21 protein-coding genes and 1 pseudogene are annotated in these 21,991 nt (G+C 69.8%); 9 read left to right on the forward strand and 13 right to left on the reverse strand.

The features are described 5' to 3' along the window. Positions 1–118: 118 nt before the first annotated feature. Entirely contained in the window at positions 119–277 is a 159-nt protein-coding gene (locus OG538_RS00140) for a hypothetical protein (protein ID WP_406100447.1), read from the reverse strand. On the opposite strand from OG538_RS00140, the gene OG538_RS00145 reads away from it, so the two are divergent. The 3 genes from OG538_RS00145 to OG538_RS00155 all read left to right on the forward strand — a co-directional run bounded on the left by OG538_RS00145 (position 236) and on the right by OG538_RS00155 (position 1,810). Then, complete coding sequence (locus tag OG538_RS00145; protein ID WP_406088867.1) at positions 236–547, forward strand: transposase; 312 nt, start codon at positions 236–238, stop codon at positions 545–547. The two genes, OG538_RS00140 and OG538_RS00145, sit on opposite strands and share 42 nt — an antisense overlap. A 25-nt stretch (positions 548–572) precedes the next feature. Continuing rightward, the gene (locus tag OG538_RS00150) at positions 573–1,043 is read left to right on the forward strand and encodes a DUF4259 domain-containing protein (protein WP_406099920.1); all 471 of its coding nucleotides are present in this window, start codon (positions 573–575) and stop codon (positions 1,041–1,043) included. A gap of 125 nt (positions 1,044–1,168) precedes the next feature. Beyond that, positions 1,169–1,810, forward strand: coding sequence for a DsbA family protein (locus OG538_RS00155; RefSeq protein ID WP_406088869.1), 642 nt, complete (start codon positions 1,169–1,171; stop codon positions 1,808–1,810). Positions 1,811–1,889: 79 nt separating this feature from the next. Here OG538_RS00155 and OG538_RS00160 read toward each other — a convergent pair whose 3' ends face one another. From OG538_RS00160 to OG538_RS00175, 4 genes are read right to left on the reverse strand one after another with little or no spacing between them, the layout of a single operon-like run. Next, positions 1,890–2,594, reverse strand: coding sequence for a TSUP family transporter (locus OG538_RS00160; RefSeq protein ID WP_406088871.1), 705 nt, complete (start codon positions 2,592–2,594; stop codon positions 1,890–1,892). After that, a complete protein-coding gene (locus OG538_RS00165; protein WP_406088873.1) occupies positions 2,591–3,952 on the reverse strand; it encodes an MFS transporter in 1,362 nt (453 codons plus the stop codon). The genes OG538_RS00160 and OG538_RS00165 overlap by 4 nt, the downstream gene beginning before the upstream one ends. Then, entirely contained in the window at positions 3,949–4,815 is an 867-nt protein-coding gene (locus OG538_RS00170; RefSeq protein WP_406088875.1) for an SDR family NAD(P)-dependent oxidoreductase, read from the reverse strand. Before OG538_RS00170 ends, OG538_RS00165 begins: the two co-directional genes overlap by 4 nt. After that, the gene (locus tag OG538_RS00175; protein ID WP_406088877.1) at positions 4,812–6,152 is read right to left on the reverse strand and encodes a flavin-containing monooxygenase; all 1,341 of its coding nucleotides are present in this window, start codon (positions 6,150–6,152) and stop codon (positions 4,812–4,814) included. Before OG538_RS00175 ends, OG538_RS00170 begins: the two co-directional genes overlap by 4 nt. 141 nt (positions 6,153–6,293) lie before the next feature. On the opposite strand from OG538_RS00175, the gene OG538_RS00180 reads away from it, so the two are divergent. Further along, a complete protein-coding gene (locus OG538_RS00180) occupies positions 6,294–6,935 on the forward strand; it encodes a TetR/AcrR family transcriptional regulator (protein ID WP_406088879.1) in 642 nt (213 codons plus the stop codon). 1,066 nt (positions 6,936–8,001) lie between these two features. Here OG538_RS00180 and OG538_RS00185 read toward each other — a convergent pair. Next, positions 8,002–9,123: an FAD-dependent oxidoreductase gene (locus OG538_RS00185; protein ID WP_406088881.1), complete on the reverse strand. Its 1,122-nt coding sequence runs from the start codon at positions 9,121–9,123 to the stop codon at positions 8,002–8,004. Between the two features lie 49 nt (positions 9,124–9,172). Continuing rightward, positions 9,173–10,705 carry an MDR family MFS transporter gene (locus tag OG538_RS00190; RefSeq protein ID WP_406088883.1) on the reverse strand — a complete coding sequence of 511 codons (1,533 nt, stop codon included), beginning with the start codon at positions 10,703–10,705 and terminating at the stop codon, positions 9,173–9,175. A gap of 149 nt (positions 10,706–10,854) precedes the next feature. Here OG538_RS00190 and OG538_RS00195 point away from each other — a divergent pair, with 149 nt between their 5' ends. From OG538_RS00195 to OG538_RS00215, 5 genes and pseudogenes are all read left to right on the forward strand, one after another. After that, the gene (locus OG538_RS00195) at positions 10,855–11,460 is read left to right on the forward strand and encodes a TetR/AcrR family transcriptional regulator (protein ID WP_406088885.1); all 606 of its coding nucleotides are present in this window, start codon (positions 10,855–10,857) and stop codon (positions 11,458–11,460) included. A 796-nt stretch (positions 11,461–12,256) separates the two neighbouring features. Then, positions 12,257–13,720, forward strand: a complete 1,464-nt coding sequence (locus tag OG538_RS00200; protein ID WP_406088886.1) for a serine/threonine-protein kinase — start codon at positions 12,257–12,259, stop codon at positions 13,718–13,720. A gap of 155 nt (positions 13,721–13,875) precedes the next feature. Then, positions 13,876–14,331, forward strand: a complete 456-nt coding sequence (locus tag OG538_RS00205; RefSeq protein ID WP_406088888.1) for a hypothetical protein — start codon at positions 13,876–13,878, stop codon at positions 14,329–14,331. A 71-nt stretch (positions 14,332–14,402) separates the two neighbouring features. Then, a pseudogene (locus OG538_RS00210) lies at positions 14,403–14,564 on the forward strand (IS256 family transposase); the annotation flags it as partial. Further along, positions 14,561–15,043 (forward strand): hypothetical protein, encoded by a 483-nt coding sequence (locus OG538_RS00215; RefSeq protein WP_406088890.1) that lies wholly within the window; start codon positions 14,561–14,563, stop codon positions 15,041–15,043. The pseudogene OG538_RS00210 and the gene OG538_RS00215, both read left to right, overlap by 4 nt. A gap of 282 nt (positions 15,044–15,325) precedes the next feature. Here OG538_RS00215 and OG538_RS00220 read toward each other — a convergent pair whose 3' ends face one another. The 6 genes from OG538_RS00220 to OG538_RS00245 form a co-directional block, all read right to left on the reverse strand. Further along, positions 15,326–16,639, reverse strand: coding sequence for an MFS transporter (locus OG538_RS00220; RefSeq protein WP_406088892.1), 1,314 nt, complete (start codon positions 16,637–16,639; stop codon positions 15,326–15,328). Between the two features lie 287 nt (positions 16,640–16,926). Then, on the reverse strand, positions 16,927–17,880 hold the full coding sequence (locus OG538_RS00225; protein WP_406088893.1) for a catechol 2,3-dioxygenase: 954 nt from the start codon (positions 17,878–17,880) through the stop codon (positions 16,927–16,929). Continuing rightward, positions 17,877–18,983, reverse strand: a complete 1,107-nt coding sequence (locus OG538_RS00230; protein WP_406088895.1) for a 4-oxalomesaconate tautomerase — start codon at positions 18,981–18,983, stop codon at positions 17,877–17,879. Before OG538_RS00230 ends, OG538_RS00225 begins: the two co-directional genes overlap by 4 nt. After that, a complete protein-coding gene (locus OG538_RS00235) occupies positions 18,980–19,675 on the reverse strand; it encodes a 4-carboxy-4-hydroxy-2-oxoadipate aldolase/oxaloacetate decarboxylase (protein WP_406088897.1) in 696 nt (231 codons plus the stop codon). Before OG538_RS00235 ends, OG538_RS00230 begins: the two co-directional genes overlap by 4 nt. Next, positions 19,675–20,430, reverse strand: a complete 756-nt coding sequence (locus OG538_RS00240) for a PIG-L deacetylase family protein (protein ID WP_406088899.1) — start codon at positions 20,428–20,430, stop codon at positions 19,675–19,677. Before OG538_RS00240 ends, OG538_RS00235 begins: the two co-directional genes overlap by 1 nt. A 45-nt stretch (positions 20,431–20,475) precedes the next feature. Beyond that, on the reverse strand, positions 20,476–21,129 hold the full coding sequence (locus tag OG538_RS00245) for a GntR family transcriptional regulator (protein WP_406088901.1): 654 nt from the start codon (positions 21,127–21,129) through the stop codon (positions 20,476–20,478). Positions 21,130–21,991: the final 862 nt, after the last annotated feature.

Genomic DNA, 21,991 nt, shown 5'->3' on the forward strand with positions numbered 1-21,991 from the left:
TTCGCCACCGCACCGGACGGCAAGATCTTCAAATACGAGGGCACCCCCGAAACCTGCACACCGAGATCGTCCCGCTCGGCTACAAGGGCAGCTACCAGCGCGTTCGCGCCTACCTACGTCAGAAGCGCATCTCACCCCGGCCCGTGATGGCCCGGCCGCCCTCGCCCCGTTCGCCGGGTGGATCCTCCGTCGCCCAGAGGCCCTCACCGAGACCGAACAGCTCCATCTCAGGACCGTGCGAGCCCACTGCCCCGAACTGGATGCTCTGGTCCGGCATGTCCGGTCGTTCGCGACCATGCTGACCGAGCGTCGGGGCGAGCGCTTGCTGGATTGGCTCGACGCCGTCAGGCAGGACGACCTGCCCAGCCTCCACACACTCGCCGCGGGCATCGATCGTGATCGCGATGCTGTCATCGCCGGCCTGACCCTGCCCTGGAACTCGGGCGTCGTCGAAGGACATGTCAACCGGATTAAAATGTTCAAGCGCCAGATGTTCGGCCGAGCCGGTTTCGATCTACTACGCAAACGCGTCCTGCTGGCCTCGTGACCCACTGTCGGCGGCAGATGCGACGATCCTCAGATCAGTATCTGGGAGGAGATCACCATGGCCACCTGGGGGAGTCGGCCCCTTCGACAACGACACAGCCGCCGACTTTGCCGGCGACCTGGATGAGGCAGCCGTGGACGACCGCGAGTCTATAATCCGCAGCGCGCTCAAGCGCGCCGCCAACCCTGCAGACCAACTGGAAGCCCCCGACGCCGAGCGAGCCGTGGCTGCGGCAGCACTGGTCGTCGCACAGCACCCTGACGGCGAAGCTACGTGTTCGAACTACGGCCCCTCGGGACCGATGCCGCAGTTTCCCGCATACCTCCGAATGCTCGCCATCGACGCCTTGGACCAGGTGGTCGCCGAGCCGTCTGAACTCGCCGAGCTGTGGGGTGAAGCCGTGAACGGCCCGAAATGCCGCCAGGACATCACCCGCCTCCGCGACGTCCTCGACCCTCCGATCCCGCCACAAGAGGAAGCCCTCTTCGAGATCTAACCGGTGACGCACAGTCACGGGCCACAGAACCTGAGCCAGAACCGGTTCTCGGGTTCTGGCTCAGAGTCCGGGCCATTGGCCACGGGGGAAAGCCATTCATGCTGGTGAAGCGTGCGATTCGGGCAATGGCGATCGCCACCGTCCTGGGACTGTCCCTTGCGGCCTGCGGGACGCGTACCGGCTATGCCACTGATGCCGACATACCGGAGTCGCTGGGCGCGGACGGGACGAGCATCGTGGTCGGCGATGAGGGCGCGGGTACCACCGTCCGGCTCTTCGAGGATCTGCGCTGCCCCTTCTGTGAGGAGTTCGAGACACAGGGCGCGGGGGCCGAGCTGAGCAAGCTGACTCAGAAAGGTTCGGTGCAGGTCCACTACACACTCGCGTCCTTCCTCGACGACAGGCTGGGCGGCAACGGCTCGGAGAAGGCCGCGAACGCGCTGCGCGCTGCACTGGCAGAGGGCAAGTTCGTCGAGTACCACCAGGTCCTCTACGCGCATCAGCCAGATGAAGCGGTCGACGGCTTCACCGACGAGTTCCTACTGAAGACGGCATCCCGCGTAGAGGGCCTGCGCGGGCCGGGCTTCGACGCTGCGGTCAGGACGATGCAGTACCAGGGCTTCGTCGCCGCATCCGAGAAGGCTTACGAGGACTCCAGTGTCGTTGGTACGCCGGCACTGGAACTCAGCGGCGTGGAACTGCCAGAGTTCAAGAGGGGCTACCTCGCCTACTACACCGGGCAGCCCGCTTGGACCGCAAGGCCCTGATACCTCCCGGTCGGCTCCCCAGCACCTGGCAGCAGCAGTCTGCCGTCCGGCGGGCAGTCGGCGGCGGGGCGGCGGCCGGTCAGGCGATGGCGGTGCCGATCAGGGCCAGGGCCCCGGCGGAGGAGACGGCCAGGACGGTGGTGCGGGCCGTGGCGGGGGTCAGCCGGGAGGCCAGGGCCATGCCGCCCGCCGAGCCCGCGGCGAGCGCGGCCACGGCGGGCCAGGAAGGGAGGACGAAGCCCAGGAGGGCGGCGGTCGCCACGTTCTGCGCGAGGAAGAAGACGTGCATCGTGGCGCGGGTCTCGCGGCCCGGCCAGCCCGCGTTGGCCGCGTACAGGCCGATCGGCGGCCCGCCCACCCCGCCGATGACGTTCAGTGCGGCGCTGGCCAGCCCGGTGAGCCAGGTGCCCGCCGGCCGCCGCAGGAACGGCGAACGCACGCCGCGGGCGAGGAGCGCCACCCCCGCCAGCACCCCGCACCCGGTGGCGACGGCCAGTACCCGGGTGTCCGTCCCGCGCAGCAGCCAGGCCACCACCGGCATCCCGAGCAGGGCGGGCACCAGCAGCCGCCCGGCGTCGCGGAGGCGGGCGTGCCGCCGGCCCTGGGACAGTGGCAGCGCCGATGCCAGTACGGCGAGCAGCAGCACCGTCGGGACGCCCCGGTGGGGCCCGAGCACGGCGACCAGCGCCGGGGCCGCCACCAGGGAGAAGCCCATCCCGGTCGCGGCCTGCGCGAAGGCGCCGACGGAGACCGCCGCCACCGCCAGCAGTTCGGGCCCGATCACGCGGCGCCGTCCAGCGTGTAGCGCCGCTGGAACCACAGGGCCACCGCCATCAGCGCCGCCGGGAGGACGGTGAAGCCGGCGAGCAGCGCGCCCAGTGCCGTACCGGACTGGGCGGCGGGCGCGGCGGCGGTGCTGGAGACGAACCCGCCGAGGGCCAGGACCGCCGAGTACAGGTAGGGGCCGATCGCCGTTCCGGTCGCCTCGGTCGCGGTCCACACTCCGGTGTACGCCCCGGCCTTCGAGGAACCCGCTGCCTCCGCCGCCGCGACGGCGTCCGGCACCATCGAGAACGCGAACAGCTGGAGCCCGGCGAAGGCCACGCCCATCGCCATCACCACGCCGGCCGTGACGGCGGCCCTGGGTGCCCCGTCGAGCGAGGTCGCCGGCAGCAGCGCCAGCGAGCCCGCCGCGAACATGCCCTGCGCGCGCAGCAGTCCGCGCTGTTTCCCGGTCTGCCGCGACCAGGCTGTCCAGACCGGGCCCGCGAAGAGTGCCGGCGCGAGGAACAGGCCCATGAACAGTGCGGTGAGCCGGGGATCGTCGAAGAGGTACGCGGTGACATACGGCAGCGCGGCCAGGAACAGGTGCGTGGTCGTGCCCGTGAACAGGTACGACAGCACCAGCGCCCGGTAGTCCCGGTCCCGCCACGCCACCCGCAGGTCGGCCAGGGCCGAACGGCCGTCCCGTTCGCCCGGCACGCGGAACCCGCACGCGTCGGTGAGCCGCCGCACGCCCACCAGCGCGACCACCGCCGAGAATGCCATCATCACCGCGAGCAGCAGCGCCATCCGCGCGTAGGCGCCCCGGTCGCCGGCCGCCGCGAGGGCGGGCGCGGCGACACCGGCGCCCAGCAGCCCGAGGGTCAGCAGCACCATCCGGAACATGATGACCCGGGTCCGCTCGTGGTATCCGACCCGCAGATCGGACGGTGTCGTCAGATACGGCACCTGGAAGCTCGCGAAGAGCAGATTGCCCACCGTGAGCCAGCAGCCCGCCCACAGCGCCGCCGGCCCGCCGGTCAGCCCCGGCGGCACGCTGAACAACGCCACCATCGCCGCCCCGAGCAGCACCCCGGCGCGCATCATCCGGCGCCGGTGGCCGAACCGGCGGGCCTGCCGGTCGGAACGCGAGCCGAGCAGCGGGTGGACGACGATGTCGACCAGTTTCGGCAGCAGAAGCGTCAGACCGGCCAGGAAGGCCGGCACGCCGAGGACGTCAGTGAGGAAGTACAGCAGCAGCAGACCCGGCACGGTGACCCAGACGCCCATGCCGACCGAACCCGACGCGTACAAGGTGAGCGTCCCCCGGCCCGCCCGGACGGGCGTGCCGGCGGCCTGTCCCGGCGCCGCGGCCGTCACGGCCGGCCCCTCTTGCGCTGCACCGCGCCGGTGTTGCGCTCCACCACACCGGCGGCGAGCGGGGCCCCGTCGAAGGCGCCGCCCGCCGCCCGCGCGGCCAGGGTCCGCGCCACGATCCGGTCGGTGAGCGCGGGCAGGTGCCGGGCCAGGAAGAACTCCACCGCGCCCTTGCGGGTCGTCGTCACGTCCCGCGGCGGCCGGACGGCCAGCGCGGCCCGCCCGATCGCGTCGAGCACGCCCTGAAGCGGCTCGTACACGCTCATCCCCTCCAGGGACAGCCCCGCCGCGTTCGTCGAGTCGTGGATCGGGCTGCGCACGGCGGAGGGGTACACGCAGCTGACCGTCACATGGGTGCCGAGCTCGAGGCGCAGCGCGTCCGCGTAGGCGACCATCGCCCGCTTGGACGCGCCGTACGCGGCGGCGAGCGGGAGCTGCATCACCGCCATCCGGGAGGCCACCATCACCACCCGCCCACGCGCGGCGACCAGCGCGCCGACGCACGCGGCCGTCACCCGCCAGGTGCCCAGGAGGTTGATCTCCAGCTGTCGGCGGACCTCGTCCCCGGGGGCGTACTCGGCCGGTGCGGGCCCGCCGATCCCGGCGTTGTTCACCAGGATGTCCAGCCCGTCGAGGAGCGCCAGGGCCTCGGCGACGGCGGACGTCACGCTGTCGTCGTCGGTGACGTCGCAGCCGATCACGGGGAACGGCTCATCGCCCGTGGGCCGTAGGTCGAGACCGACCACCTGGGCGCCGGCCCGGGTCAGCCGCTCGCCCAGGGCGCGGCCGATAGTGCCGGAGGCGCCGGTGATCAGGACGCGTCGGCCGCGCGGATCGTGGAGCCGGCCGAGGAAGGGGAACGTCATGCGGAGGCCTGCGCCTTCGGGTTCGGGGTGGTGGTGGCGATGCGGGATGCCCGGCGGACACCCGCCCGGATCTCGCGCGGCAGCGCGGCGACGTACTGGTCGAAATCGACGCGCATCACCGGCCGCTTGTCCCCCCACCGGCGCACGGCGGCGGCCCTGGCGCGCCCGACCGCGGCCCGCTGGGCCTGCGGCGACGGCAGGGCGTACCGGCCGGCGAGGCAGGCGGCGGCCAGTTTGGCCTGCGCCTCGACGACGGGCAGCGCGGCGCCGGTGGACTGCATCAGGCCGATGAAGGTGAGCGTCGGCTCGTCGAGGTGGAAGACCCTCTGATAGAGCGGCATCGTCTCGGGGTCGTCGCCCAGCCACTCGCGTTCGAGGAAGGGCATGGTGACCCGGTAGCCGGTCGCCCACACGATCACGTCGACGTCCTCGGCGGTGCCGTCGGTGAACACCACCCGGCCGCCGTCGAGCCGCTCGACGCCGGGACGGGCGACGACCTCCCCGTGGGTGAGCCGGTGCAGGATCGTGTCGCTGATCGTCGGATGGCTCTGGAAGAGGCCGCCGGCCGGGCGCGGCAGCCCGTAGCGCTGCGGCGTGCCCACCGCGAGCCGCAGCACGGTCTGCGCGACCGTCTGCCGGATGCGCCATGGCAGCACCGCGAGGGCTTTGCCGGTCGCGTCGGCGGGGCGGCCGAAGAGGTACTTGGGGACGATGTGCGTACCGTGCCGGGCCGAGAGCAGCACCGGGCCCCGGGAGACGTACGAGGCGTCGACGGCGAGGTCCATGGCCGAGTTGCCCATCCCGACGACGAGCACCCGCCGCCCCGCGAAGGCGTCGGGGCTTCGGTAGTCGTGGGCGTGCATCTGCGTGCCGTCGAAGGTGCCGGGGTAGGCGGGGCGGGGCCATTTCGGGTCCCGGTTGTGGCCGTTGGCGACGACCACGGCGTCGTACTCCTGCGTGACATGACCCGCCGTGACCTCCCAGACCGGCCCCGCGCGGCGGACCGAGGTGACGTCGCTGTCGAAGCGGATGCGTCCGGTGATCCCGAAGGCATCGGCGTACCGGGCGAGATAGCCCGCGACCAGCGCCGCCGAGGGGAAGTCCGGCCACTGCTCGGGCATGGGGAAGTCAGCGAACTCGGTGCGCCCCTTGCTGGTGTTGAGGTGCAGGCTGTCGTAAGCCGGTGAGTCGCCGGCACCGTCGTCCCGCGCCCACAGACCGCCGGGGCGCGTGCCCCGTTCCAGGACGGTGACGTCCAGCCCTTCGTCGAGCAGTGCCTTGGCCGCGGCCAGTCCGGCCGCCCCGGCGCCGATCACCGCCACCCTCGTCGAGCCCATGCCCGGCCCTCCTTTCGTCCCTGCGTTCGAGGGCGCTCATTCAATCGAATGATGGAGAGCTGCGCAACCATCTCTGACCTGCATTTTTCTTCCCCAACAGCTGATTGAATCCGTGCGGACACATCCGGTAGTCTCGGGCTCATGAGCAGCCGGCCCGACGACGGACACAGTCGCGAACGCATCCTGGCGGCCGCCACCCGGCTGTTCGCCGAACGCGGTTACGAAGCCACCAGCACCCGCGCGATCGGCGAGGCCGTCGGACTCAACATCGCCACGGTCGCCTATCACGTCGGCGCCAAGCCCGAGCTGTACCGCACCGTGATGCGCCGAGCCCACCTGGCCCAGCGGGAAGCCGTCACCGCCGCCCTGCACCGCCTCGGCGCCTGCGGCCCCTCCCCGCGCGAGACCCGCACCGCACTCCTCGACTTCGTCGACTCCTATCTGACCTTCTGCCTCGCCCACCCCGAGATCCCCGCCCTGTGGATGCGCCGCTGGCTCGCGGAGGGCACCGAACTCGCCGAGATCGAGACCGAGTTCGCCGGCCCGCTCGTCGCCGAGGTCGCCGCCGCCGTCCGCACGGTCACCGATCGCGCCGGCCTCGGCGCCGGAGCCGACATCGAGCTGCTGGTCTTCACCATCGTGTGGACCGCCCACTCCTTCGGCCAGGCCGGCGTCATCGACGCCACGGGCCGCCGCCTGGGCCCCCACGACCTCCCCACCCTCGACCGCTTCCGCCGCCACCTCCACGCGGTAGTCACCGGAGTCCTGGACCGCGAGCCCTGACCCGCACAGCGCAGACCCCGGGCCGGCGGACACCGGAAAAGGCACACCACCACGAGCACGGAAGCCCACCGCACACGCACCCTCGTCACCGCAAGCCACATCATCGACTACGCCCCCCACCGACGACCACACCCTGATCCGGAACGGCCACGTCGCCCACGAGGACACCCGGATCTTCCACGCCGGCCACGGACACGACCCCACCGACTGCGACGAGGCGATCAAAGCCGGACAGGCGCCCGTCGGCCCCGGCTTCGCCGACCGGGACGCACACTCGCCGACACCGACCACGCACTCCCGGACACCTGACACGCAGACAGCCGCGGCCTGCAATGGCCACAGCAATATGCAGGAGCACGCGCCCCGCGGCCCGAGGGCGGCGCCCGACACCTAGGAACGGGCGTACAACCGCGCGCACGCGCCGACGCAGCTCACCCGCAACGACATCACCACAGCACCACCGATCACCACCGAGACCCACCCCGACTGGGCACAGACCCACCAGGACATGACGGCCATGGCCCACAGCGCCGCCCGCTCCGGCCTGCGCATACACCTGGGCCCCAGCCACCACGCGGGCGTCCCCGTCATCACCCCCGACGGCAAACGCACCCCCCTGGCGGCCCGAACACACAGAGGCCGGCCCGGCCGACGCGATCCGCTTCGTCCGGGCCCTCGACGGCACACACGACGGCCCGATCCGCGGCACCCTGCCGCCCTGCCGCATCGAGACCCTCACACCCGAGCTGATACGGCACACCACACGACGCACCGCCACCGAACCGGACTGCCCGGTACGGCTCCACCGCCTCCAGGACACCGGCGAACCGCGACGGCCAGCCGAACTCCACAGCACCACCCCGCTCGCCCTGCTCAAGCAGACAGGACTCCCAGGCCCGCACCTCCTCATCCCGCACGCCATCTCCATCGGCGGCCACAGCGAGGCGGACACCTCCTACGCGGGCAAGCCCGACGAGCTCACCACGACCACACACAAAAACTCACACCCCCAAACCCACCCCCCCTCTCACCCAACCCCCAACATCACCTAGCCACCCGCCTCATGTCACTGCGCGAAGTCGGGCAGCTCGGGGGACAGCAGTTCTTCGGCGCCATTGTCGAGGAGTTGTTGCATCTGGGTGGAGCGGGGCAGCATTCCCATCTCGTAGGCGAGGACGGCATCGTCGACGGTGTCGTGCTGCACGATGGCGAGGGCGAGTTCGCAGGCGTCGAGCATCGCAAGGTTGACGCCGACGCCGAGCGGGGGCATCAGGTGGGCGGCATCGCCCAGGAGCGTGACGGCGGGGTTGTGCTTCCAGGTGTGCGGGACCGGCAGCGCGTGGATGGGGCGGTCGACGTAGCGGCCGTCGTTGTCGGTGAGCAGGCGGCGCAGGTTCGGTGACCAGTCGTTGTAGCGGTCGAGCAGGAGGGCGCGGATGCCGTCGGTGTCCTCGATGGTCAGGCCGGCTGCGGTGACCCAGTCGGCGGCAACACGCTGGATGATGTAAACGCGGATGTGGTCGCCGCTGTTGCGCTGAGCAAACAGGCCACGGTCACCGTCGGCCGCTGCCGCGCTGCCCTGGCCGACGAGTCCGGCTACCTCGGGATGCCGGGCGTCGACGTCGTGGAACCAGGCTTCGAGGAAGCTGACGCCGCTGTACCCGGGGGTGGCGTCCGAGAGGGCGCGGCGGACCCTGGACCAGGCGCCGTCGGCTCCGACGACGAGGTCGGCCTCGATGACGGTGCCGTCGGCGAAGTGGAGTCGGCGGGGACCGGTCGTGGGCCCGTCGACGGAGCGCAGGGAGTGGCCCCAGCGCACGGTGCCGGGCTTGAGTGAGTTCAGCAGGAGGTCGCGCAGTGCGCCTCGGTCAATCTCCGGACTGAAGCGTTCGCCTTCTTCGGGAAGGTGGTGGAAGACGACGGTGCCAGTAGTGTCCAGCTGGCGCATCTCCTGCCCCTCGGGGCGCGAGATACGGAAGAAGGCGTCGAGCAATCCGGCTTCGCGCAGGGCGATTTGGCCGTTGTCCTCATGGAGGTCGAGGGTGCCGCCCTGGTTGCGGGCGTCGGGGCCGCTCTCGTGGTCGTAGACGGTAGCGGTGACGCCGTGTCGCTGCAAAATACGGGCGCAGGTCAGGCCGCCGGGGCCCGCGCCGATGATGGCGATGCGCGGGGTGGGGGCAGTGTTCATAGTGGTGCTCCGTTCATGTTGCGTGCGTGCTGTGTTGCCATGTGCCGCGTCAGGTGGCGGCGGCGGAAATGTTCTCGGCCTTGCCGGCCGGGTGGGCGGCCGGTACGGCCTCCGTCAGGGGGACTTCGATGACGAAGAGCGCGGCGAAGAAGGCGAGCGCGCACTGGGTGGCGGCGGTCAGGAAGACGTGGCCGGTGCCGGTGGTGACCGCCTGGAGGTAGGCGTCCTCAACGCCCCCGGGCAGGTGATGCGGGGCGCCCGGGGCGGTTGCGGCGGCCAGCGCGGGCTCGACGGCGCGGGTGAACAGAGAGCCGAAGACGGCGACGCCGAGGGAGTCGCCCAGGGTGCGGAAGAGGTTGACGAAGCCCATCGCGGCGCCCATGTCGCGCGGGGACACGCTGTTCTGCGCGATGATGCCCGACATCTGCAGGGTGAAGCCCAGACCGATACCGACGAGGGCCATGTACAGGCTGGTCAGCGGCTGTGAGGTGTGGGTGCTCATGGTCACGAGGAGCCCGAGTCCGGTCGCGAGGAACAGGATGCCCAGGACCGGAAAGATCTTGTACCTGCCGGTGGCCGACATGACCTTGCCCGCGATGGTCGAGACGATCACGATGAGGATCATCATGGGCAGCATCAGCAGCACCGAGTTGGTGGCGGAGGCTCCCTGCACGGACTGCTGGAACAGCGGCAGACACAGGCCCGCGCCGAAGATCACCGCACCGGCCACGAGGATCAGCACCATCGCGAGCGGGTAATTGCGGTGGTTCGTGAACACACTCAGCGGCAGCAACGGCTCAGCGACCCGCTTCTCCACGGCGATGAAAGCGGCCAGCCCGATCACGGCCAGCACACCGAGGCCGAGCATCTGCCAGGAGCCCCAGGCGTAGGTGGTGCCCGCCCAGGTCGAGGCCAGCACGATCGCGGTAATGGAGCCGGTCAGCAGGCCGATGCCCACCCAGTCGATCCTCGCCTTGATGCGCTGAGCGGGCACGTGCAGCATCCGCCACACCCACACCAGAGCGAGCAGACCGACGGGCAGATTGACGTAGAAGGCCCAGCGCCAGTCGAAGTGGCCGGTGACGAAGCCTCCGAGGAGCGGACCGCCGATGGTACCGACCGCCACCACCGAGGCGGTCAGGCCCTGGCACTTGCCGCGCTCGCGTGGTGGCACGAGCGCACCGATCAGAACGAAGGCGCCCGCGCCGATCCCGCCGGCGCCGATGCCCTGTACGACACGGAAGGCGATCAGCCCGGTCATCGACTGAGCAGCCCCGCACAGCGCAGAGCCGACGATGAACGAGGCGATCGACGCCAGATACATGGGCTTACGCCCGAACAGGTCGCCGAACTTTCCCCAGATCGGCGTCGTGATGGCGGTCACCAGCGTGTAGGCGGTGACCACCCAGGAGATGTGCTCCAGCGCGCCCAGGTCGGCGACGATCACCGGCATCACCGTGCTCACCACCATGTTGTCGAGCATGGACAGGAGCATCGCGAGCATGATGCCGAGCAGCACCCAGCGCACGTTCTTGGGGACGGCCCAGGGGCCGGAGGCGGGAAGGGAAGCGGACGTGGACATGCCTGATCACTCCTTTCGGAGAGGAGGAGGGGAAGAGGAGGGGCCGCCGGGCGTATCCCCGCGCCGACCACTCCAGCAGAGCACAACGACCCAATAAGTGCAACAGCTCAACTTTTGTAACCGAGCAACCCGACGGGTAGAGTCGGAGCATGAGCGACACCCAGAGCGGCCCCGCACCGGTGGGGCGCCGCGAGCGCAAGAAGGCCGCCACCCGCCAGGCCATCGCCGACGCCGCGCTGCGCCTGTTCCTGGAGCGCGGTTACGACGACGTCGGCATCCGCGAGATCGCGGAAACCGCCGACGTGTCCACCACCACGCTGTTCAAGCACTTCCCTGTCAAGGAAGCCCTCGTATTCGACGAGGACGCGGACCGGGAGGCGCACCTCCTCGCCGCCGTACGCGAACGCCCCAAGGGCCAGTCGATCCCCGCGGCCCTGCGCGAGCACGCGTTGCGCTCTCGCACGGCCACTACAGGCAGTGACGCCCGCTTCACCGCCTACCTCGACCTCGTGAACAGCACACCGGCTCTCCGTGACTACTCACAGGCGATGTGGCTGCGCCACACCGCCGCCCTGGCCCAGGCCATCGCCGAGGAGGTCGGCCTGCCGGCCGACGATCCCGGCTGCACCATCCTGGCCCACTTCGCCCTCGAAGCGCCCCGCGCGGCCCGCGGACACAACGACCCCCGCCAGGCGATCACCCTCGCCTTCGATCTCCTTGAGAACGGCTGGCAGGCCCCCGCCCGCGGAGAATGAACCCCGCCGCCCTCTCAGCCATCGCAGCAGGCCATCGACTCATAAAGTCCACCGAGAACGACACCCCGGACGCCCCAAGACGACACCGAGCGACATGCCGAGCGGAACGAGCAGCCCCTCGACCTCAACTTCATGGCCTTCGGGCCGTCATCAGGCAACCCGCCCATCTCCTGCAGCCCGTTCCCGCCTGGAGTGACCTGACCGACTGCGACGGCTTCCAGCAGCTCGACCACAACGGGGAGAGTCCTCCCGCCCAACTCATCGACGAACGCTGCTGCTGAACGTGAACGAAGCTATCCGGCCCTACCAGGCTCCATGGCCTGGGGCCCTGTCGTGTGGCGGGATGGCCGTGGGTGAGTCGGCAGACCATGATGCCGATCATTGCCCAGCTGATCATGATCCAGGAGGGGGCATCCTGCCGCTCACAGTCTCGGGCAGCCGCGCCGGCCCGGGGCCCAGCGCCGGGCACGGGCGGGCGAGCCGTGCGCTACAGCGACTGCATGACCCGTACGACCGCAAGGCCCCCCAGTGAGCGCGGTCCTGGCCGTCAGGAAGGCGGTGGCGCCCTGGTGAGGAAGTCCGCTGGTGGGCGCCGACGGGCTGGGTCGATCCCCGACTGCCTGCGGAAACGTACCGACCCGTCCATTCAATGGCGCTGCGCCTCCGGAGGGCTCGCTTTCGTCTCCGCCTTCGGGAACACGGGGCTACCCCGCGTCTTCGCGGGTACTCGCGTTCGGAGGCGCGTCAGCCCAGGCTCGCCGAAGAATAGGAGCCATCCGATGCAGTGGGAGAGGAAATGAGGCTTCGCGAGTTCGCTCAGGCCACAGCTTCCCGGTGCTCCACCGAGGTGCTGAGTGGCCGGTACCGCCTTGACAATCCTCTCGGCTCAGGTGGCGCTGCGGATGTCCACCGGGGTTTCGACCTGCGACTGAGACGACCGGTCGCGGTCAAGATCTTCCGGCCTGATGCGGGTTTCCATAGTCAGGCGAGTCGGTACGACGAAGCCGTGATCCTGGCTCGGCTGCATCACCCCGGCCTCGTCACCGCCTTCGACGCAGGGCAGCACGACGGACGCTCCTTCCTGGTCATGCAGCTGATCGAAGGCACCACGCTCAAGGACCGCATCTCCAAGGGCCCGCTGCCCCCTGGTGTGACCGCCGCACTCGGGGCCGACCTCGCCCAGGCGCTGGCTCACGCCCACCAGGCGGAAATCGTCCACCGGGACGTCAAACCGTCCAACATTCTCCTGGACGCCGCCAATCGGCCCTACCTGGCCGACTTCGGGATCTCCCGGCTCCTGGACGCCACCACCCGCACCGCCACCGGCACGCTCATGGGCACCGCCGCCTATCTCTCCCCCGAGCAGGTACTCGGCCAGCCCGTCGGTCGGCCCTCCGATGTCTACGCTCTCGGCCTGGTGCTGCTCGAATGCCTCACTGGCAGGCTCGAGTACGACGGCGGGCCCCTTGAGGCCGCCATCGCACGACTGCACCGACCGCCCGTCCTGCCGCAAGGGCTGCCTCACCAACTGAGCAGTCTGCTGAGGGAGATGACGGCCCTGGACGAACAGAACCGCCCGACAGCCGGCGAGTGCGCCCGCACTCTGGCGGCGTTGACCGACACAGTTCCCGTAGCGGCCGAACTGTCGATGCCCGCCACGCGCCTCGTCGCCGGCCAGGAGTCGCCGGGGGCGACAGACCACACGCACGTCAATCCGGCGCTCGTCAGGAATCAGGCCGCCGCTCGCAGCGCGCCTGCACGTGGGCGCACTCTGATAGCCAGCACGACTGTCGCACTCGCCGCTGTCGTGGCAACCGCGTTCGCCGTCACCGGCAGTTCCGCCCCTCAGGACTCGCACAGGAACACGACGAGGGCTTCCGGCTCCCCCACCGGTACACCCGAGGCTTCTGGCGCCGCAGGACAGCGGAAGGAGGTCACGCCGTCCGCGACGGCGCAGCCCTCCAACCACAACGCCACGGTGGGCACACGAGCCGAGAACGAACCCGGGCTCAGCGTCCCCTCCGCCTCTCCCAGTTCGGTCGGCGAACCCGCTGCCAGCCCGGATACATACAGCTCAACTCCAGCCGCATCACCCACCACAAGCCCGGAACCCACGACATCCAAGACACCGACCACACCGACCACACCGAGCAACGGAAGTACCTCAGCAGCAACACCCCAGGCCCCCGCGACCACGCCCTCCCAACAACCACCCGGCCGGGCAAAGAAGACAAAAGCGGCCGAGGACAACGCTCAGTAGAACAGGGCCAACCAGCCAGCGCTCTGACGCTGCCCGGCCGAAGAACCAGCCCCGCCCGGCGGGATACGGAAGGTGCAAAGCGAGCTGGAGGCACCCGGGCGGCCCCGAAACCCCAGCTCCAGGACCTCTTCGACGAATGGCCCGTCCACTGGCAGATGCGCCCCCTCCTGAACGGTCAGCTGGCCGAGATCCCCTGGATCCACCGCGACCACACCCATCATCCGTTCAACGAGCACACCTGGAACCACATCCGCACCACGATCACTCACTGCACCGGCCACGATTCCGAACTCCCGCGAAGCCGACGCCGCCGACGCCCCCGACCAGCTCATGCGCCGCACCACGCAGGGACCGCAACCCGCGTCGAACGGCACCTCCTGGCCCGCACCGCCTCCACCCATGCCATGCCGGCCGGGCCGCACGAGCCCGGCCGACAGAGCGGACCCGACCCCGACACCGGCCGGACCGAGCCCGCCACCGACCACGACAGCCTCGACGAACTCGACGACAGCCCGGACGAGACCACCATCGAAGACAACGGCGCCGACAGCCACGCCCCGCACACCGGATACGGCCTCTACGACACGGCGACGGAGGCCCTGAAATCGTGAACCACGCCCCGGCACCGGCCGCCGGCATCCACCCGGACAACAACAGCATGAACCGCGTGGGGGATGCCTTCGGCAGCCGCACAGCCGCCCTCGCTATGGTCTACAAGCTCATCGAGTCCGCCCGGACTCGCCGACGCGCGGTCAACGCACCCCATCTTGTTGCGCTGGTCCGGGCCGGCGCCTGCTTCGAACGTAACCAGCTGGTCAAACGGCTGGAAGGGATCGCCGCATGAGTGACGAGCACTTCGACGAGGAACCTGTCGAGCACCACCGCTACCGCCGCTACCTGCAGGACCTGGAAGACGTCCCGGAGGCGGACGAAGCCGCCCTGGTGGCCACCGTGCTGCGCGACCCGGTCTTGTCGATGGCGGAGGCCGCGGTCAACCGCCATCTTGAGTGCCGGGCTTGCGAACTCCTGACCCACCCGGCGTTCACCGGCTGGGCCCACAGCATGGCCACCGTCATCGGGGACCGCCCCTTCCTCACCCGCCGTCTGCGCGAGTGGACCCTGCTCAGGGCAATCGCGCTGGACGAGCCGTGGACCGCCGAGGAAGTCACCACCGCATCCGACTGGTTCCAGCGCACAGCATCGGCCGCACAGATCGTCACCTCAGCCGAGGCCCTCAGCCTGCTCGCTGAGCAGGGGCGAAGTCGCCGCGTTCGCAACGCAGCAAGCCGCCGACTGCAACATCCGGATCAGCAACCGACCTGACACAATCCACAGGTCTTGACCATTCCTCCGCCCAGCCTCGGCCGGCACGGTGATGCTCTGTGCCCAGCCATGCCGGGAGGACAGTCCCAACGCCTTCTGTTCGGGGCGGTGCGCGAGGTCGCCGTCGAAGCAGGGGGCTCGGTGCCCGCAGATGCCGCGAATCAGCCGACAGCCACGCGCTCGCTTACCAGAGCGCGCCCGCCCGTGCGCGGGTGATGCAGAGGGAACGGCCTTCCAGTACCGAGGTTCCAGCGCTGGAAGGCTCCGTCCTGCTGCTTCACGTCACGTTTGCGCCGCCGTACGCGCCTTGATGGTGAGGGCGGCCAAGGACATCATGATCGCGCCGAACAGTGCGGCACAGGCGTACATGGTGAAGCCGATGTCAGCATTGCCGGCCTGGATCAGCGCACCGCCGATCCACGGGCCGAAGATGGCGCCGAAGCGGCCCATGCCGGAAACCCAGCCTAGGGCGGTGGGGCGATCCTCGTCGTCGTGGTGGGTGCCGACCGCCGCGTAGACCATGGTCTGGCCGGAGAAGAGGAGCAGTCCGGCGAAGAAGACCACCGCGTACAGGACGCCGACCGACATCTCGACGCCCATGAGGTAGACGAACACCGCGGTCAGGACGAACCAGGCGATGACGACCGTGCGGGGTCCGATCCGGTCGGCCGTGCGGCCGGCGATGAGCATGCCGCAGATGCCGCCGACGTTGAGGAACGTCGAGAAGAGGAGTGAGTCGCCGGTGTCGTAACCGAGATCGACCATGATCTTGGGCAGCCACTGGCCGACGCCGTAGACCAGGAGCAGGCCGGCGAACGACGTCAGCCAGAAGCACAGCGTGGTGGGCCACTGGCCGCCGCGGAAGAGGTTCTTCACGGCGTCCAGCTTGTCCGTGGTGTTCGCCTTGAGCTCGGGCAGCTCGGTGCCGAAGTCAGCGGCGAGCGCCTGGGCGTCGGCGCGGCGGCCGCGGGTGAGCAGATTGGTGGGCGACTCGGGCAGGAGCTTGAAGGCGATCGGGAACAGGATCAGGGCCGGTATCGCGGAGGCGATGAAGGCCGTGCGCCAGCCGTGGTCGTCGACGAGCCAGAGAGCGATCAGCGGGGCTAGGGCGCCGCCGGTCTGGTGCGCGGTCATGATGACGCCGGTCGCGAGGGCGCGGCGGCCCTTGGAGGTGAACTCCATGCCGTACGAGATCGCGATCGGCAGCAGGGCGCCCAGTCCGAACCCGCACACGAAGCGGAAGAGGCCGAACTGGCCGGAGGTCTGCGACCAGCCTGTGCCCAGGGTGGCGAGGGTGAAGATCACCACGCTGGTGAAAACGGTGACGCGCCTGCCGATCCAGTTCGACGCCATGCCCGACAGGATCGTGCCGAGCAGCATCCCGAAATTGGCGTAGCTGCCGATCGTGCCCGCGGTGTCGGGGGTGAGGCCGAGACTATGGCCGCCGAGCATCTTTGGGAGCACGGAGCCGTAGATGAACGTATCGATGCCGTCCAGAAGGACGAGCCCCCAGCACAGGGCGATGACGGCGTTACGGCTTCTTCGGGCGGTGACCCCGGTTGCCTGGGCGAGCGGGGAGGTGGCGGAGGAGGACATCTTTGTTTCCTCTCGTGCGGGGGCCAGGGGCGGGGGGCCATGGGCCCTGGCTGCAGGTCGGTGCGGCCGGCGCGGCTCGCGTGGCCGGTGGGAGGGGGTGCGGAGCGTCCATGGGGACTGTGGCTCGGTGTGGCTAGAGGTTAGGAAGCCACTGACACGAGGTCAACACTTTTGTTAACAATTATGGTGACGATTCGGCCCCGGGGTTCTGTGCACTTGTCGCAGGACCCTCATGGGCCTGTGCGACGCGGCGGTCCCCGGGGCCGGACGGGGTGAGGCTCGGACTGTCAGCTGTCGACTGGGGGCGTGCCGTGGGTATGGAAGGACCCGATCGTTTGCAGCCCCCAGGCCTGCCCCTTCTTCCGCTCCTCCTCGGTCCATGTGATCAGGGGCCAGTCGGGGGCGAGTACGAGCCGGGTGAGCGGGTTGCAGAGCTCGATGCGGTTGCCGCCGGGCTCGTAGACGTACAGGAAGAACGTCTGCTGGATGGCGTGCTTGTGCGGGCCCGTCTCGATGAACACGCTGGAGTCGATGGCGAGGTCGGCGGCGCGCAGGATGTCCTCGCGGGTGTCGGTGGCGAAGGCGATGTGGTGCAGGCGGCCCTCGCTGCCGGTCCAGTCGGACGTGTACACCACGTCGTACGACTTGTCGGTGAACGTCAGCCACCGGGCCGCGATCTTCCCGGAGTCGAGCCGGATCTGCTCCGTGGGGCGGGCCCCGAGGATCTGTTCCTGGAATTCGGCGTTGGCCAGGACGTCGGCCGCGAGAAAGTTGATGTGATCGAGGCGGCGCACGCCGACGCCACGGTTGGGTTTGGCCTGCGGCTGATTCTTGAGGGCTGGTTCGAGCGCGTCGGGGGCCCGGTAGTACTCGCTCTCCCAGTACAGGGCGTGCTCGTGACCGTCGGGGTCGGTGGTGACGTAGAGCTTGCCGAGGCCGGGTTCGTCCTCGACCCACGTGCCGGTACCGCCGGCCTCCTCGACCGCCTCGACCCGGCGCCGGAGGGCCTCCTCGCTGGAGGTACGCAGGGCGAGCCGGCCGAGGCCGGGCTGCTCACGGGCGGTGAGGACGATGCTGTGGTGCTCGTAGTCGTCGAACGTGCGCAGGTAGACGGTGTCACCGTCCTGTCCGTTGACGGTAAGACCGAGGAAGTCGGTGAAGAAGGCGACCGAGGCATCCAGGTCGGGCGTGAACAGTTGGACGTGGCCGATGTGCGCGATGTCGCCGAGCGGCGGAGTCATCCTTGACCTCCTGTGAAGGGTGCGGTCGGCGCCGTCCGGGGTGAACCGGGGAAGACGGTGCCGTCGAAGATCTTGCGGGCCGTGCGGACCACCGCGGTTCGGTGGGCGCGCGGCCGGTTGCGGGACGTGGGGTCGATACTGCTTTCGATGTCGGTGAAACCGGTGGGGTGCTCGATGCGGAGCCGGTCGCCGCGCTCGGGAAGGATCGCGATGCCGTGAGCGACACTTCCCTCGATGCGCAGGCCCGCGGCCACGCTCGCGGCGCCGAGAACGCCGATCGCGGTATGGCAGCGGACCGGGATGAACGTGCGTGTGGTGACCGCTCCCCCGTGCCGTGGTGGGGCAAGCAGCGTCAGCTTGGGCACCGTGGCGGCGGAGACGTCGCCAAGGCCCATCGACTCGCCCGCTGCCAGCCGGAGGTCGCGGAGGCGTCCGGCGAGTTCCCCGTTGGCTTCGAGGCCGGCAGGGTCCTCGTAGCCGGTGACGCCGAGGGACTCGGCGCGCACGAGGACGGTCGGCATCCCGTTGTCCACGCAGGTGACCTCGACGCCGGCGACGGTGTCACGCACATTTCCGGTGGGCAGCAAGGGCCCAGCACGTGGTGGGAACTCGATGACGACAGCGGCCGCGTGCCCGGGTACGCCGGAGATCTCGGTGTCGCCGCCGTATTCGACACAGCCACCGAGTGTCGGGAACGTCGCTGTGGCGAGGTCACCGGAGTTGAGCATGCGGATGCGTACGGTGGTCTCGCCTTCCTCCAGGGCGATCAGACCCCGTTCGACGGCGAAGGGGCCGACCCCGGCGAGGAGGTTTCCGCAGTTCTGCCGATCCGACACTTCCGGTGTGCCGACGCCGATCTGGAGGAAGAGGTAGTCGATGTCTGCCTCAGGGTCGGAGGAGACAGACACCACAGCGACTTTGCTCGTCAGGGGGTGGGCGCCGCCGAGGCCGTCGATCTGGCGCGGGTCCGGGCTGCCCATGATCCGCAGCAGCAGGTCGTCCCGGACCGCCGGGCTGCCCGGCAGGTCGCAGGCCAAAAAGTAGGCACCCTTGGAGGTACCGCCCCGCATCAGCATGCACCGGATACCGCCGTCCCTGGTCACGCGGGGTGCTCCTCGCCGGTTCGGTACTCGACACCGAGCCGCTCCAGGGTGTCCCGCAACCCATACCGGTCCAGGCCGAGCTGACCCTCCTGGAAGGCGGCGCGGGCTGCGGCCTCCTTCTTCTCGCGCGCCTCGGACGCCTCGATGGTTGGCCGGGCGCGCTCACGTGGCACGACCACCACACCGTCGTCGTCGGCGACGATCACGTCGCCGGGACGGATCATCTGGCCGCCGATCACGATCGGTACGTTGACGCTTCCGCCCGTCGCCTTGACCGTCCCCTGCGGACTGACGGCGGCGGACCATGCGGGGAAGCCCATCGCGCGCAGTTCGGCGGTGTCCCGGATACCGGTGTTCAAGACCACGCCCCGTACACCCCGGCGTTTCAGGGCCGTGGCGAACAGCTCGCCGAACAGGCCGTCCGCGCACGGGGAGGTGGTGGTGACGACGAGAATGTCACCCTCAGTGCACTGCTCGACTGCCGCGTGGATCATGAGGTTGTCTCCGGGCCAGCACAGCACCGTCACGGCCGTGCCCGCGACCCGCACGTCCTGCTGGACCGGGCGCAGATGCGTGCCGAGGAACCCGGTGCGGCCCATCGCCTCGCCGACCGTGGCCGTTCCGTAGCCGGCGAGCGCCTCGACGTGCTCCGCCTCGGCCCTGGGGGGGTTGGTGACGATCACGCCGGACATCAGGCGAGCTCCTTCGCGATCTGCGGGAAGGGGCGCATGTAGGCCTCGGCCAAGGTTTTGTGGGCGAGGCCCAGGTTCGGGCCCGCATTCCGCTTGAGCTGGACCCCGCGGCGCACGGCGAGATCGGTGTAGTAGTCCCACAGGTGCTGCTGCGCGCCCAGGCACTCCATAGCGGTGCGCTTGGTGTCCCAGACCTCGGTGATGTCCAGGAGGACCTCGGGCTTGAAGCCGCTCATCTCGGGCTGGTGGGGTTCGAAGTAGAAGACGGGCGGGGCGCCGATGATCTCGCCCTCGCCGGGATAGCCGATGGCCTGGGCCAGAACGCGCGCCTCCAGGGCCATGCGGTTGGCGGCCGGGTGGTCACCGTTGTAGGGGTCCTCGACGGGGTGCGTGAGGACGGCGTCGGGCTGCGTCTCCCGGTAGAGCGCGACCAGCCGGTCGGTCAGGTCGGCGGTGGCCACCAGCGGGTAGTCGCCGGCATCGTAGAAGCGGACATCGGCGCCGAGCGCGGCGGCGGCACGTTCGGCTTCGTCGCGCCGCATCGCCTTGATCTCTTCGAGCTTCCTGCCCTCGCGCCAGGCTTTGGCGGATTCGCCGCGCTCGCCGAAAGTCAGGCACGCGATGGTGACCTTCTCGCCGCGAGCGGCGGCCAGTGCGATGGCACCGCCTGCGCGCCACACGAAGTCCCCGGCGTGGGCGGTGACGACCAGTGTCGATCGAGGGGTTTCGGCGGGCGCGCCGGTGGCGTGGGTCATGCTGTATCTCCTTGGTGACAGGTCCGCGCCCGCCCCAGGGGTGCGTCAGTCGTCGCGCAGGGCGTCGATCACGCTGCTGAGGTGAGCGCGCACGGCCGCTTCGGCCGCTCGCGGATCCCTGGCGCCGATCGCCTCGATCACCGCCAGGTGCTCATTCAGGGACTGCTGCGGACGCCCTGGGCGGAGCGCCAACTGGAAGCGATGGCGCACCAGTTGGGCGTTGAGCCGCTCCAGGAGACCGACGGCCGTCTGCTGGCCCGAGATCTCCCGGATCCGGGCGTGCAGGTCATGGTTGAGCTCGGAGTAGGAGACCGGATCGCCGTCGGCGACCGCTTTGGACATGGCCTTGCCCAAGCAGTTCAGCTCGCCGACCTGCGCATCGCTGGCCACCTCGGCGGCCTTCGCGGCGCACAGCCCTTCGAGCGCCATCCGGCATTCCGTGATCTCCACTGCCTCCTCGACCGTCACCACACGCACGCGTGATCCGCGGTTGCGGATCCGCTCGACCAGGCCTTCGGCCGCGAGGTCGAGCAGCGCCGCCCTGATGCTGGCGCGGGTGACGTCGTACTGCTCGGCGAGTTCGTTCTCCACCAGCCGTTGGGCCGGCGCCATCTCCCCTTGCAGGATCGCGTTCCGCAACCGCTTCAGCGCGTACTGCTTGGCCTGCTCTCCGGAGCCTGGACGGGCTTCCTTCGGCATGTGCCCTCCCTGAGTGAGTGCCTGTCGAAGCTAAATCTAGCGAACACAATTGTCAACGATTTTGTTTTCACTTGGACGGTGATGCCCTCAGCGATGGGGCGGAAGATGGCACCAGGCGTGGGTGCACGGGGCATGGCACTGTCGCCGACAACCTGCTGATGGTCCAGGACGCGGGGATCCGCCGCGCGGAGGCAGTTCGCGAGGAGATGACCGCAGCAAAGCCCGGCCCGCGGCCTCTTCGGCAGTGTGCGCCCACAACACCCTTCGGATGCGGCAGCCCCGCGAATCAGCTCTTTCTCTCACCATCCCGCGCACCGGCAGGATGGGGCAGAGCGTCGCGGAAGCGGATGGGCAAGAAGCCGACTCCGGCTGCTGCCACGTGAGAGCCGATGGCGGCCGGTCGGCGCGGACGCGGTTCCGCCCTCCTCCGCCCGGACGGCCAGGGACAGCGGGTCGGGGCTTGTCGGCGTACTCATATCAGGGCTTGTCGGCGTACTTACAAGAGTGGCTCCGGCAAGGTTCTCGTAGGCGGCGATCATCTCGGAGGCACGTTCGGCCGTCCGCATGGCGTCGGCGGAGGTGAGCGATCAGGACGACGCGGTGGCGGAGGAGACGGACGCCGGCTCGTCCGGCCATGATGCGTTTCTGCCGTTCGACGTCGGTGATGCGGCCCTCGTCGAGCCCGGACCTGGGCGTGACCGGTTTCGGCAGTGGCACCCGCAACAGCTGGGACAAGACGGCGACCCGAGAGAGCCTGATGTTCAAGATCCGAAGCATTCGGTATCCACCCCGGCCTGCCAGGACTGCCGCGAGGTCCTCGACCAGCGGATTGCAGTCGGAGTGTCCGGCGCTGGTAGCGCGC

Source organism: Streptomyces sp. NBC_01013 (genome assembly GCF_045162765.1).
Taxonomy (GTDB): domain Bacteria; phylum Actinomycetota; class Actinomycetes; order Streptomycetales; family Streptomycetaceae; genus Streptomyces.